Below are 12,161 nucleotides of genomic sequence, written 5' to 3' on the forward strand. Positions count from 1 at the left end.
GTATAAGCTAAAAAATTAAACTCCCCCATTAACTAGCTCGTTTATCGAGTTTAATTTTGAAGAAAGTCCGATAAACCATTCTTCGTCTCCTGTTAATAATGCAAGGTCTATAAGGTAAAGAATTTGTTCCTTATTTATTGCCTTTGATTCAGGGAGTTTTTTTACATGTTTACTTAAAAAGGACATTGTTTTATTTATTGTATCTCTGTTGTCACATTTCACAACATTAACCTTAACTACTTCCCCTACATTATCAAATGATTCAATATAACCAAGTATTAATTCACCCTCTACTGATATTCCTCGAACCCAATCGCCTACTTTTAAAACAGGATTATGCTTTGACATCATACTCTTTCACCTTCCTACAAATTATTTTTAGTGACGATAAACAACATAAAAAAATAAATTTAACTGTAATATTTTTCATTACATTTATGTGTTAAGAACTCACGGCTATATAATAATTAAGCCGCTTAACGCTCTTGATTAATAAGGTCAACAACTTCTTTCATTGTATAATTCTTTAAGTATTCACCTAGATGTTCTTCAGCACCTAAGAAAATAGCAAAAAGAACTTTTCGCATGTTCGAACCTACAACACACTGATCGTTTGATTCCGGACACTTCGGCTGCAAAGCACCTTCAGAGGTTATCTGATAAATATGCCAAAGATTAACTTCACCTAAATCGCGAGCGAAAATAAAGCCTCCACCAGTTCCCTCTTTTGATTGTATAAACTTATGTTTTTTTAACAAACTTAGTACTTTACGAATACGTACTGGATGTACACCTGCACTTTCTGAAATAGCATTACTTGTTGACATCCGGTCTGGCTGTAAAGCTAAATAAGTTAAACTGTGAATGGCCAAGGTAAAGTCGCTGTTCATTGTTTTCCTCCTACGATTAAAAATATTGTTTCTCATATATTAACATACTGTAGCCATAAATATTACAGATAGGTTAGAACGTTAAAACATATAGAATACTTCTTACCATAAAAAATTAATTCCTTTATATTCTATCCGGTCTGGCCTATATCCGATAACTTCATTTAGCTTTTTAAGTTGAAAATAAAATTAAACACTCCACTGTTTCTTCACTTGTTCTTCTGCCAGTTGTTTAATTTTTGTCCAAATCGTATCTTTACTCACAATAACATTTGTTTGATAATTTCTATCATTATAATTAACTGTAACACATACTTCAATCATCTTCTGCTTCCTCCTTTCAAAAAACTTTTTCTAAAAAATATTACTTATTAATTGGCCAATTTTTGCAGTTCAATGTTTAAAAATGTTCGAACGCTACGTGGTAAAAACTTGCGAATTTCTTCATCATTAAAACCAATCTGTAATCTTTTCTCATCCAGCATAATTGGGCGACGCAACATTAGTGGATACTCGATTATTAATTTATAAAATTCATTAAGCGAAAGCTCCTCAATATTTATATTTAAGTCCTGAAAAGTTTTGGATCTAGTTGAAATAATTTCATTAGCCCCCTCTTCAGTTAAACGAAGAATTGCTTTAAGCTCATCAACTGTCATAGAATTTGATACGATGTTTTTTTCAATATAATCAATTTGATGCTCTTCAAGCCATGCTTTCGCTTTTCGGCATGAAGCACAGCTTGCTGTTGTATATAGAATTACCATATTTAACTCACTCCTTTAATGTTTTTTATCAAACGTACATTTTACATATCGGTTATTGAAATGTATTAAAAAAAATTACAGTTTAGAATCAAATTCACGTAATGTTTCGTTTATCTCTACTATTCATTTCTTTTCAAAATGCTTCTTCTATAACATTGTTGAAACTACATTTTACAGACGATGACAACTCACTTCTAAAAATCTTACTGTAATTTTAAACTTTACAGTTCGATTAATCAACTGTTAAGTCTTGGATTAATTATTGTAACGCAACAAATCGTTTTCTTTTGTATGAATGTCCTCATAGTATTACAGCTAACCAATCTCAAATGCACTTCAAAGCACATTTTATTCATTTCTTGCTTACAAGTGCTATTATGGAATATATTTAACATAATAAAAAGTACGTACTTTAAAGTGTTATAGGTACTAAAAAGTAATATATACACTTTAAAGTGCAGTTCTGCTTACTTCTCTCTTACATCAGTTATTATGAACGACATTTCGCACAATAAATAGTACGTACTTTAAAGTGTTATCGGCACTAAAAAGAAATAATTTTAGTATTACAACGTATTTAGGCTCAAAACTATAATCTAAATTCATCAAAGGAGTTTTTTTATGAAAACATACAATATTCCTGTAGAGGCGACTTTAGAAGTTATTGGCGGAAAGTGGAAAGTTGTTATCCTTTGTCATTTAAAAAAAGGGACAAAAAGAACGAGTGAATTAAAACGATTAATGCCTGGTATTACGCAAAAAATGTTAACGCAACAATTACGGGAACTAGAAGAAGATGGTGTAATCCAAAGGAAAATATATGACCAAGTACCACCGAAAGTAGAGTACTCTTTAACCGATTACGGTTCGTCTTTAGGAGCTATACTCGATTCCCTCTGTTCCTGGGGAGAAGTTCATCTTGAAAAAACCGGGAACACATCCATGCTGATTACAGCCGATGAATAATAACTGCTCCTACTATATGTGTAAATTCTATCCAAGATAAAAAAACGGTTGAGACAATACTTGCCTCAACCGTTTTTTATGTCTCTTTATAATTTTTTGCCGTAATGACTGTTTCAAACTCAAAGGTTTCTGGTAGATGATCTGCATAAGAATATTCAAAAGTTCGTCCATCCGTTAAGTAAGCTACTTGTTCAACTCGCATTAGGAAATCCTGATTTGTTAAGTTCATAAACTGCTTTTCCCTATCATCTGGGCGAATTCCTTTAACCCTGACAACAGATGTCCCTACTTCAAGGCCAAGTTTATTTTGAATATGTGAGTATATCGACTCCTCTAAAACAGAAGCCTCAACACCTGGGATAACCGAAATTGGCATCCATGTATGCTCCATAATCGTCGGAATGCTGTGAATGATGCGGAGGCGAATGATTTTATAGACGAAATCACCGATTGAAACTCCCAATTTCTCAGCAACTACTTCATCAGCCCCAACAATCGCAAACTCGATAATTTTACTTTCTACCTCACTGCCGTATACAGCTTTCGTACCCGTTAAAGTTTGAATCATTCGTGCCTTTTCCTGTTGACGCCAATCTTGCACCACTGTTCCGCTTCCGCGCCGGCGGATGATGTAGCCATCTCTAACTAATAGATCCAGCGCTTTCTTAATAGTAAGGGCTGAAACACCAAATTCTTCAGCAAGGACGGGGCTACTCGGAATTTTTTCGTTGATTTTATATTCACCGTCTAAAATTTGCTGTTTAATCTTTTGATAAATGCCGAGGTATTTTACTTGTGTTGATCCGCTTGCCATTTTCATACCTCCTTTATACTGCAAACTCTCTTCTATTCATTCAAATGTAAAGCCTCAAGTTTGTAAACTGAAGGTGATGGGGCAGCAAATCCATTTTCTAAGATTTCAATATTCGTTACCGCTTCTTCGTCTTTCACAAGTTTTGGTGCACCATTTATAATTGTTTCATACGCGGAATCATAGAAACGACCGTAATCACCAAGCGGCGTTTTAATTTGTTTTTCAATCCAGTCACCATTTGCATTACGATATTTAGCAACTCCATAGTACATCGGTGAATCTTCACCAAACCCTGCACTCTCAGGCATAATCCCCGCTTTCAAATCATTTTCCTGCTGATCTTCACCATATTTAATAAATGATCCATTTGTTCCATGGACGATAAAGCGTGGATAATCTTTTGCTACGACATGGTTCGTTTTCAGCTTAATCTTCAACTGATTTCCGTAATGTAAACCAACATCGAAATAATTATCAACCGCACCTTCCATTTCATTATTACGAATATCGTATGTCACCGTATCTGGACGGCCGAATAGTGAAATCATGCGGTCCATCGTATGAATACCTAAACTATAAAATGAACCTTCTTCTTTTGGAGCTTCATGAGTGATTGAACCAGGACGGAAATAATCAATATGTGATTCAATCTCAATAATATCACCAAGGAATCCTTGTTCAACTACTTGCTTCACAGCTAAAAAATCACCATCAAAACGGCGGTTTTGATAAGGCATAACTACTACACCTTTTTCTCGTCCTAAAGCTAATAATTCTTTCGCATGTTCCACTGTATCGCAAAATGGTTTTTCAACGATAACTGACTTTCCAGCAAGTATAACTTTTTTCGCTAATTCGTAATGCGTATGTGCTGGCGTACAGACCGTCACCACTTGAATTTCTTTGTCATTCAACAATTCATCCAAATCAGTAGTGAAGTAAACATCTTTTTCCTTATATGGAGCCGCTAATTTTTCATTTATTTGACGTACAAAAATCGTTTTTATTTTTATATTATTACGTGTGTTTACATAAGGTAAGTGATAGCGGTTAGCTGACTTTCCAAATCCAATAAAGCCCATTGTTAATGTCATATTTTTCAACTTCCTTGCTCATAAATTTTCGTTTCTATATTTATTATATAATTTAATCATTAAAAGTATATAGTTTTAACTTTATAATTATATATCAAATAAAAAATCCACGATAAAATTCATTCTCACTATAAGTTATGGACCTATAAAGTGAAACTTTAATCAGTGGGGCGGTTTATCCCCTACTGATTATTTACCCGTAAATACCGGGATGAAAAGGAGCGTAATGAACATGGCATATACTACTATATCTATGGAAATTTTCGGATCACCTGAACAAGTATGGCAATTAATCGGAGGTTTCAACTCCCTTCCAGACTGGTTACCTTATATACCTAGTAGTAAATTAACTGAAGGCGGTCGTGTACGTCATCTAGCTAATCCAGATGGTGATACAATTATAGAACGCTTAGAAGTATTCAATGATAAGGAACGCTACTACACGTATTCAATCATGAATGCACCGTTCCCGGTCACTAATTATTTATCTACAATCCGGGTGAAAAAAGGTGCTGAAAGTAACACATCATTAGTAGAGTGGTCTGGTACGTTCACTCCTGTTGAAGTTAGTGATGAAGAGGCAATTAATCTGTTCCATGGTATATACAGCGATGGGCTCAAAGCATTGCAGCAAGCATTTCTAGATTAATTAATATAATTGATTGAGAAGAAAAAGTTAATTAACAGTCAAATATTCGACTTTGTGGTTAAATTCATTATGAAAGATAAACAAATACAACTTTCATGCCTGCTTGTTAATGACAAGAAATAAAAAATACTACCTCCAAATGGAAGGTAGTATTTTTTTATTAATCAGGAAAAACAATTAATCCCTCTTCTTTTTCCTCTTGTTTTAAATCTTCTTCTGGGAAGGTTACAGTTGAATTTTTATCACCTGTTCTTTTTGTTTCTTCACCTGGAAATACGAAAGTTGAATTTTCTTTTCCTTCATTTTTTTCTATGTTATCTGGAAATACCATAGGATCATTGGTAGTCAAATCACTATTATATCCAAGGTTAGACAAAATCGCCCTTAAATCTGGTAAAACCCCTATTTTATCAGATGATGGGTTATTAGACTTTGTGCCTGTATTTGGATTACTTAAAATTGCTCTCAATTCTTTTGGTGAATATGCCTTACCTAAATGTTCTTTAGCAATCCCTTGAATCGATACAGCAGCCCCAGCAATTATAGGCGAAGCGCTAGAAGTACCACGGAAATTAGGAGTATAACGATTAATTATGTTCTGATCTGTAATTTTTTGTCCTTTACTATTTTGATTTTGATATGTATCTAATGTATCAACATATTCTCCCCAACCATATACATCAATTCTACTACCATAGTTAGAGAAAGCTAAACGTTTATGAGGAACTCTTGCAGTAGATGCTCCAACTATAATAGATCCTGAATCTTTAAAGTCTGGACTATTTCGATTTAAAATCTGTTTACCATTACGGTCTTTAAATTCATCTAAATCAATCCCACCATTACCAGCTGCTTCTACAATAATAATGCCTTTATCTGTCCCTTTGCGAATTGCGTTAAATATACTAGGATACACTTCGACTGGTAAAGGGTCATCTCCATATCCATCATATTTAAAGGATTCTTCAATTAATAAAACATCTCCAGCCTGTAAAGAATCTACGGCACTTAAAATAGCATCTCTTACATCGATTCTCCCATTATCTCGGATCACTGAAATTACTTTTGCCTTTGCTTTTGGTGCAATCCCAATGTTCCCAATTCCATTGTCAGCTGCAGAAACAACACCTAGAACTGAAGTACCGTGAGAAAGATCATTACTCATTTTTCCAGACATAAATTCAATATTTTGACCGACTAAATCTTCATGATTTAATAACCAGCCTTCTTCCAAATCTACAAAAGTTGCTCCCTGACCATTTCCTCCTTTAATTCCCCAAGCATAAGGAGCATTAATTCCTAAAGGTGCCTCTTCAAGATATCCCTGTCTCGAAAATCTAGGTTCATCATAAGGATTGACTGATAATACAGGCCCTCTCGAGCCAGTTGTTGTGTTTATACTCTTATTAGAACGAACTTGTATTTTACTAGAATCGTTATTAGCAGCATGTACTGTATTTGTTACAAATGTCGTACCTACCCCAGCAAAAGTTGTAATTGCAAGTGATGATATCAACATACCCTTAAAATTTTTCATTTTTCCACCTCTAGTTTTCTATTAGAAATAACATATTTAATAATTTGTACGAACAAAAAATATTTTATCTCATTATAAAAATTAATAGATTTTTATAACTTTTTGATTTACATAAAAACTCCCTTCATTCTTGTAATTCAATGTGTACATTTCAAAACAACGAACTTACTGTAACTATTATAGTTACACCTTTATTGATTTTCAACTACGAAATATAAATTTTAAAAAATAAATTTATATTACTTTAAAACAGTACTAGCCTTTTACGCACATACAAATGCAAAACGTTTGTCCAAATTACAGCAATCAATAAGTTTATGGACTGCGAAAGAAATAAGAAAAAGCAAAACACTAAGTGCTTTGCTCCTTATAAAATCCCTTTTAACTTTTCACCAATTAACTTCGCTACATACTCATAACCTTCTGGTCCAAAGTGTAATCCATCTTTTTCATCATTTTCTACAAATCTTTTATAATCCCGTTCTTGAATCATTTCAGCGAATACGTTTAGAAAATAACTTCCTGTTTCCCTCGCCACTTCCTCCACCACGTCTGCATACTGACCAAGTACTCTATTTGTTCTGTTATGCTGTCTTTCTTCATCAACTGGTGCAGGACTAATCAGTAGTACTTTATTTGATGAAATTTGGTTCACAATCTTCTCTAAGTTTTCTTTATATGCTTGTAATGACACTTGAGAAAAAGGGACTGCATCATTCGTACCAAGAAAAACTGTTACGAAATCTGGTTTATATGATATTACATCTTCTTCAATTCTATTTAACGCATCAAATGTATTATCACCTGGAATACCTGCATTCACTATTTTCCAGTTCGGAAACACCTCTTGCAAACGTGGTGTTAATCTCGGCATTCCATTAAAAAATGTTTCATCAGCTGTAATACTATCTCCAAAGCATACTAACGTTTTCATTAAGCTATTCTCCTTTTACGTATGAAACAACTTTCCTTCTATTGCTTTTATATATCTTTCAGCAGAACGTTCAACTGCCTCATTTGCATTTTCTTTTACTACTCGATGAAAAGCGTTGTATAAACGATTAAACTGTAACGGCTTCACTCGATTCACCATTTCTTCCACTTTTCTCGCTGGTAGTGGAATTAAGTTTGGATAGCTGTACATGAAGCTTACCCACCTTTCATCCGCTACAACTTGAATAATATCACCTGTTAACAAAATCCCTTTTCCATCATTACCTTCTTCCCAATGTAAGACAGATCCACCTTTAAAATGTCCCCCTAAACGATGAATGACTAATCCATCAGCTAATTGCAATGACTCTCCAGACCAGTAAATAATACGACTACTCGGGCGCATTACCCACTCTTTATCATCTTCATGTATATAAATTGGTACATCAAATGTCTCCGCCCATTCTACCTGCGTTGAATAATAATGCGGATGAGACAATGCAATTGCATCTAATCCACCAAGCTCTTTTATCTTCTCAATTGTCGTTTCATCTAAATACGTAATACAGTCCCATAGTAAACGATATGACTCTGTTTTCACTAGAAATGCAGTTTGACCGATCGCAAATCCTGGTTTTGTCGTAATACTATAAAGTCCATTTTCCTCTTCGATTATTTCATTTTTATATGTATCACCTGTTTGTAAGCTTTCTAGTGTCGTCCAAGATTGTCCTTTTTGGTTAACATATTGCCTCTCTTCATCACAAATATGACAACTCACCGGTTCTTCTACACTCGCTGCATACTGCACACCACACGTTGTACAAACGAAATTTTCCATAATAATTCCCCCTATCCCTATTTCTTTATTAAGCTGACTTTTGTTGATAATGATCTGCTTTTTTATTTTCAATTAACAAACTTATAAAAGTAAGTAAATAGATAACTGTAACCGATAATGGAATTACAATAAATCCTTTTTCTGCAAAAAGAATCCCACAAACTGACGTTACAAATACAGTCCCTACTGACAATAAACCATAACTTTTACTTTCATAAATCCATACGTACGGAATAAAATGAACACCTATTAACATCGCTACTACAAAAGGTAACCATTCTGGAAATTGAAAATAGGCAAGTAATACAAGTGGAATATTCAATACATTTATCCCACCAATTAAGCCTGCCAAAACCCCTAACGGATTTCCTTTCGCAAACATATCAATTTTCAATATAGCAGCTATCATTAAGCCAAAAGGAAACACACAGCCCATACCGATTAAATATACCCACACCACTTGTTTTTCAGAAAGAACAAATCCCGTTATACTCATAACTATCCAAAATAAAACGCCGGCTAATATAATCGGTAAGCCTCTCTTCGTTTTTATTGCTAAATCCTTTTTCGCTTCTGCAACATTCATTTCACTATCTCCCCCAAAAATATTTGTGCTATAAAGCCGGCTTAATTTCACCCATCCAATAACGCCAAGCTATTAAATAATCTTCTAAATCTTTCGGGTGGTGTCTTAAACATGTGTCTATACGTAAATATAATCCTATGACTATTTCTTCATATAAATCACAGTCTTTTTTATGAAATACACACTGTTTCATCGCATAATTAATTGTTTCTTTTGTTAAATTTTCCGGAGTTGAACAAAACGCGTAAATTAAATCGTATATAGGATCTCCTAACACTGGTAAAGGATCAATTACACCGTGCAGTTTATTCTCTTTAAATATAAAGTTATGAAATCCAAGATCACCATGCAATAAAAATGGCTGATTTATTCCAGCATCCCTATTTGCTAAATTAAGAACCGTTCTATACTCTTCTTCACTTATGTAACGTCTTACATTTTCATGAGCTTCTATCACATTTGTTGTTAAAAATTCACTCCAAGATTGAAACAGATTTTCTTTCCATCCCCAGCCATCAACCTCTGTAGCCACTTCATACTTATTGATAACTTCCTTTACAAGTTTACAAAGAACACTCCGTTTATGGCCTAGTTTGCAAGACGTTGTGCCCTCAAGGAATGAGTAAACAATATAGCGATTTAAAGGTTCCTTATATAAAAGCTTTGGAAATAATTCGTCCTTTTTATAAAACTGAAGAAAATAAGCTTCTTCACGTATGACATCCGATTCATTCAACTTTACAACGTATTGTTCATCCAACAAATATACAGTACTTGTCGTTCCCCCGTTTAATGCTTTTACGCTATTTGGATAATGTGAAATAACTTTTTCCTTAATTAGTTGTGCAGTGATTATTGAAATTTCCATTCTCTCACCCTTTAATTCTGAATATTCCCTTAATTTAAAAGACAACTTTACTATTATTTGACAAACGTGAGGGGAATCCTGCCAACCATCCTAATATAGCAAACAACAATTTTATTTTATTACAATGGCTTTCTTCAATATTCCATCATATAGTTCATTCCATTTATGGTAATGTGATGTGATTTCATCACTCTAAATGCTCTTCATATACTCTAATAATTTCTATTGCCGGGTCTCTGTCTTGTAATTTATGAGCCAAACTTTCTACACCAAACACTTCTGTAAAAGTATGACTGCCTACAATTAAATTAATCCCTTTAAATTTCGCATGTTGCACTGTATATAATGTTTTTTCACCTGTTATGTACGTGTCACATCCTTTTTCTAATGCACGTTCAATTAAATTTGTATTGTTTCCTGCACCGGTTAAAATCGCAATCCGTTTTACTGGTTTATCATGATTTCTCCAGCTCTTCACTTTCTCTTCCATTTTTTCTTCCAGTTTTCCAACTAAGTTTGAAAAAGGAATCGCTTCTTTATATTCTCCTATTCCCGGTAGTTCTTCTTCCTCATACGTGGAATATTCTAGTATTGTATCTATCCCAATTCCGTTAAATAACGACGTACACGTGCCAAACTTTACAAAATCTAACGGCAAATGAATCCAAAAATGATTCATTTCATATTGCTTCAATTTCTCAATACAAGCCTTTTCCATACCAAATAAAAAACTCCACGGCGCATGATGTGTAACTATCATATCGACTCCATTTTTATACGCTTCTTCAATCGTCTCTAATGTCAGATTTGTTGTGTAACCGATTTTGTGAAATTCATCTTTACTTATATGAGTAAAACCATATTCATCATCGCCATATTTGTGAAGATGCTCTTCAAATAATGATGTTATCTGTTCGTTAAACTGCGTTATATTCATTTTATTTCTCCTTTCATTTACTTTTATATTTCAAAAATAAGGAAATACTAAATAACAACGTTACATACATATAGGAGGACACCATGAAACCTGAATTTTTAAAAGCTGTACATGATGCTATCGGAAATGTCGAACACATTCATATAGAAGAAAGCGGTGCTGACAGCTTACTTATCCATCATGATGATGCACAGCAGTTACAACAAGTTGCTGTGGCGTTAGAAAATAATAATTTCCGCTCCGCTTTAAGAACAACCGGAAATGCTTCGTACATTGAAGTATTGAACAGATAATGAAAGTCCGGATGTATTCCGGGCTTTCTTTTTTATCTTGCTATTCACCGGGCAGTAAAACCCCCACTGATTAAAGTTTCACTTTATATTGAAACTTCAAACTCTTTCACATACACCGCTGTTCCAGCAATATCTATTTGTAACTTCTCGTTTTCTATCTCTTTCGTTACATAAACAGTTACACGACCATCTTTATTTATTTCCTGTCCTTGCTCAACGATTAAATCCAATTCATGTTCAAAATCTTTCTCTAAATACTCCGCATAATACGCTCCCATTACACCTGAAGCTGTTCCTGTCACTGGATCTTCAATCGTCCCAGCGTAAGCTGATGAAAAATGACGGCCGTGCATTTGTGCTAGTTCATCATAAGTTTCTAGACAAATTGGGTGAATAGAAGCATTAGGTATTTCTTTTAATACTGATGGAAATGCAGCATTATTAGGTTTCATTCTCTCGCATGCATTAAGATTTTTAATCGGTACAATTACAGTCCAATTACCAGTACTTCCATATACAATCGGTAAACTTACATCTAAATCATTTATTTCTAAACCAATACTATGAGCTAATTTTTCTTTTGAACCTGTAAATTCTTTAAACTGAGGTGCTGCCTGTCTCATTTTAATAAAGGTTTCTCCATTTTTATTTACACCTATTTGTATCGGTAAAATCCCAGCCTTCGTTTCAATCGTAAGGTTACTTTTCTCTTCTAATAAACCTTTTTCGCGCAAAGCATATATCGTCCCTACTGTCCCATGACCACATAAATCCATTTCAAAACCAGGTGTAAAATAACGCATTCTTATATCTCCTACTTCTGAAGAAAGAACAAAAGTTGTTTCGTTATATCCAACTTTTTCAGCAATAATTTGCATTTTCTCTTCCGTTAATCCATCTGCTTCTAATACAATACCTGCTGGATTTCCCTTATTTGGTTTATTCGTAAATGCGTCGTAATGAAATACGTTTATAGTCTTCATTTT

The 12,161-nt window shown here is 33.9% G+C and carries 16 protein-coding genes; 3 read left to right on the forward strand and 13 right to left on the reverse strand.

From position 1 onward, the window contains the following. Positions 1 to 15: 15 nt before the first annotated feature. From BCG9842_RS16545 to spxA, 4 genes are all read right to left on the reverse strand, one after another. Positions 16 to 348, reverse strand: a complete 333-nt coding sequence (locus tag BCG9842_RS16545; RefSeq protein ID WP_033669682.1) for an IDEAL domain-containing protein — start codon at positions 346 to 348, stop codon at positions 16 to 18. Positions 349 to 476: 128 nt separating this feature from the next. Beyond that, positions 477 to 890 carry an Rrf2-family transcriptional regulator SaiR gene (saiR, locus tag BCG9842_RS16550; RefSeq protein WP_001083469.1) on the reverse strand — a complete coding sequence of 138 codons (414 nt, stop codon included), beginning with the start codon at positions 888 to 890 and terminating at the stop codon, positions 477 to 479. A gap of 189 nt (positions 891 to 1,079) precedes the next feature. Then, complete coding sequence (locus BCG9842_RS16555; protein ID WP_000573532.1) at positions 1,080 to 1,214, reverse strand: BA3454 family stress response protein; 135 nt, start codon at positions 1,212 to 1,214, stop codon at positions 1,080 to 1,082. Positions 1,215 to 1,261: 47 nt separating this feature from the next. Next, complete coding sequence (spxA, locus tag BCG9842_RS16560; RefSeq protein ID WP_000236187.1) at positions 1,262 to 1,657, reverse strand: transcriptional regulator SpxA; 396 nt, start codon at positions 1,655 to 1,657, stop codon at positions 1,262 to 1,264. A 621-nt stretch (positions 1,658 to 2,278) separates the two neighbouring features. Here spxA and BCG9842_RS16565 point away from each other — a divergent pair. Next, a complete protein-coding gene (locus BCG9842_RS16565) occupies positions 2,279 to 2,623 on the forward strand; it encodes a winged helix-turn-helix transcriptional regulator (protein WP_000860826.1) in 345 nt (114 codons plus the stop codon). A gap of 76 nt (positions 2,624 to 2,699) precedes the next feature. Here BCG9842_RS16565 and BCG9842_RS16570 read toward each other — a convergent pair whose 3' ends face one another. Both BCG9842_RS16570 and BCG9842_RS16575 read right to left on the reverse strand, forming a co-directional pair. Then, on the reverse strand, positions 2,700 to 3,437 hold the full coding sequence (locus tag BCG9842_RS16570) for a GntR family transcriptional regulator (protein WP_000146279.1): 738 nt from the start codon (positions 3,435 to 3,437) through the stop codon (positions 2,700 to 2,702). Between the two features lie 32 nt (positions 3,438 to 3,469). Next, on the reverse strand, positions 3,470 to 4,531 hold the full coding sequence (locus BCG9842_RS16575; protein WP_000176635.1) for an oxidoreductase: 1,062 nt from the start codon (positions 4,529 to 4,531) through the stop codon (positions 3,470 to 3,472). Between the two features lie 232 nt (positions 4,532 to 4,763). Here BCG9842_RS16575 and BCG9842_RS16580 point away from each other — a divergent pair, with 232 nt between their 5' ends. Further along, positions 4,764 to 5,180 carry an SRPBCC family protein gene (locus tag BCG9842_RS16580; protein ID WP_000332040.1) on the forward strand — a complete coding sequence of 139 codons (417 nt, stop codon included), beginning with the start codon at positions 4,764 to 4,766 and terminating at the stop codon, positions 5,178 to 5,180. 160 nt (positions 5,181 to 5,340) lie between these two features. On the opposite strand, the gene BCG9842_RS16585 is transcribed toward BCG9842_RS16580, so the two are convergent. The 6 genes from BCG9842_RS16585 to BCG9842_RS16610 form a co-directional block, all read right to left on the reverse strand. Next, positions 5,341 to 6,717 carry a S8 family peptidase gene (locus BCG9842_RS16585; RefSeq protein ID WP_000787690.1) on the reverse strand — a complete coding sequence of 459 codons (1,377 nt, stop codon included), beginning with the start codon at positions 6,715 to 6,717 and terminating at the stop codon, positions 5,341 to 5,343. Between the two features lie 367 nt (positions 6,718 to 7,084). Continuing rightward, positions 7,085 to 7,651 (reverse strand): SGNH/GDSL hydrolase family protein, encoded by a 567-nt coding sequence (locus BCG9842_RS16590; RefSeq protein ID WP_000855216.1) that lies wholly within the window; start codon positions 7,649 to 7,651, stop codon positions 7,085 to 7,087. 15 nt (positions 7,652 to 7,666) lie between these two features. After that, positions 7,667 to 8,491: an MBL fold metallo-hydrolase gene (locus BCG9842_RS16595; RefSeq protein ID WP_000427247.1), complete on the reverse strand. Its 825-nt coding sequence runs from the start codon at positions 8,489 to 8,491 to the stop codon at positions 7,667 to 7,669. A gap of 28 nt (positions 8,492 to 8,519) precedes the next feature. Beyond that, entirely contained in the window at positions 8,520 to 9,077 is a 558-nt protein-coding gene (locus BCG9842_RS16600) for a DUF7010 family protein (RefSeq protein WP_001099746.1), read from the reverse strand. Positions 9,078 to 9,105: 28 nt separating this feature from the next. Beyond that, positions 9,106 to 9,945: an aminoglycoside phosphotransferase family protein gene (locus BCG9842_RS16605; RefSeq protein WP_000406145.1), complete on the reverse strand. Its 840-nt coding sequence runs from the start codon at positions 9,943 to 9,945 to the stop codon at positions 9,106 to 9,108. Between the two features lie 187 nt (positions 9,946 to 10,132). Beyond that, positions 10,133 to 10,882: a Nif3-like dinuclear metal center hexameric protein gene (locus tag BCG9842_RS16610; protein ID WP_001027990.1), complete on the reverse strand. Its 750-nt coding sequence runs from the start codon at positions 10,880 to 10,882 to the stop codon at positions 10,133 to 10,135. Positions 10,883 to 10,965: 83 nt separating this feature from the next. Here BCG9842_RS16610 and BCG9842_RS16615 point away from each other — a divergent pair, with 83 nt between their 5' ends. Continuing rightward, positions 10,966 to 11,175, forward strand: coding sequence for a hypothetical protein (locus tag BCG9842_RS16615; protein ID WP_000801655.1), 210 nt, complete (start codon positions 10,966 to 10,968; stop codon positions 11,173 to 11,175). Positions 11,176 to 11,258: 83 nt separating this feature from the next. Here the strand turns inward: BCG9842_RS16615 and BCG9842_RS30840 are convergent, their stop codons facing one another. Then, complete coding sequence (locus BCG9842_RS30840; protein ID WP_000849331.1) at positions 11,259 to 12,158, reverse strand: PhzF family phenazine biosynthesis isomerase; 900 nt, start codon at positions 12,156 to 12,158, stop codon at positions 11,259 to 11,261. Between the last annotated feature and the right edge of the window lie 3 nt (positions 12,159 to 12,161).

Source organism: Bacillus cereus G9842, assembly GCF_000021305.1.
Lineage (GTDB): Bacteria > Bacillota > Bacilli > Bacillales > Bacillaceae_G > Bacillus_A > Bacillus_A thuringiensis_S.

Excerpts from the sequence above, each read along its gene's own strand:
- BCG9842_RS16605 (WP_000406145.1), bottom strand. The coding sequence starts at position 9,945 with ATGGAAATTTCAATAATCACTGCACAACTAATTAAGGAAAAAGTTATT.
- BCG9842_RS16570 (WP_000146279.1), bottom strand. The coding sequence starts at position 3,437 with ATGGCAAGCGGATCAACACAAGTAAAATACCTCGGCATTTATCAAAAG.
- BCG9842_RS16590 (WP_000855216.1), bottom strand. The coding sequence starts at position 7,651 with ATGAAAACGTTAGTATGCTTTGGAGATAGTATTACAGCTGATGAAACA.
- BCG9842_RS16610 (WP_001027990.1), bottom strand. The coding sequence starts at position 10,882 with ATGAATATAACGCAGTTTAACGAACAGATAACATCATTATTTGAAGAG.
- saiR (WP_001083469.1), bottom strand. The coding sequence starts at position 890 with ATGAACAGCGACTTTACCTTGGCCATTCACAGTTTAACTTATTTAGCT.
- BCG9842_RS16595 (WP_000427247.1), bottom strand. The coding sequence starts at position 8,491 with ATGGAAAATTTCGTTTGTACAACGTGTGGTGTGCAGTATGCAGCGAGT.
- BCG9842_RS30840 (WP_000849331.1), bottom strand. The coding sequence starts at position 12,158 with ATGAAGACTATAAACGTATTTCATTACGACGCATTTACGAATAAACCA.
- BCG9842_RS16575 (WP_000176635.1), bottom strand. The coding sequence starts at position 4,531 with ATGACATTAACAATGGGCTTTATTGGATTTGGAAAGTCAGCTAACCGC.
- BCG9842_RS16585 (WP_000787690.1), bottom strand. The coding sequence starts at position 6,717 with ATGAAAAATTTTAAGGGTATGTTGATATCATCACTTGCAATTACAACT.
- BCG9842_RS16555 (WP_000573532.1), bottom strand. The coding sequence starts at position 1,214 with ATGATTGAAGTATGTGTTACAGTTAATTATAATGATAGAAATTATCAA.
- BCG9842_RS16615 (WP_000801655.1), top strand. The coding sequence starts at position 10,966 with ATGAAACCTGAATTTTTAAAAGCTGTACATGATGCTATCGGAAATGTC.
- BCG9842_RS16580 (WP_000332040.1), top strand. The coding sequence starts at position 4,764 with ATGGCATATACTACTATATCTATGGAAATTTTCGGATCACCTGAACAA.
- BCG9842_RS16600 (WP_001099746.1), bottom strand. The coding sequence starts at position 9,077 with ATGAATGTTGCAGAAGCGAAAAAGGATTTAGCAATAAAAACGAAGAGA.
- BCG9842_RS16565 (WP_000860826.1), top strand. The coding sequence starts at position 2,279 with ATGAAAACATACAATATTCCTGTAGAGGCGACTTTAGAAGTTATTGGC.
- BCG9842_RS16545 (WP_033669682.1), bottom strand. The coding sequence starts at position 348 with ATGTCAAAGCATAATCCTGTTTTAAAAGTAGGCGATTGGGTTCGAGGA.
- spxA (WP_000236187.1), bottom strand. The coding sequence starts at position 1,657 with ATGGTAATTCTATATACAACAGCAAGCTGTGCTTCATGCCGAAAAGCG.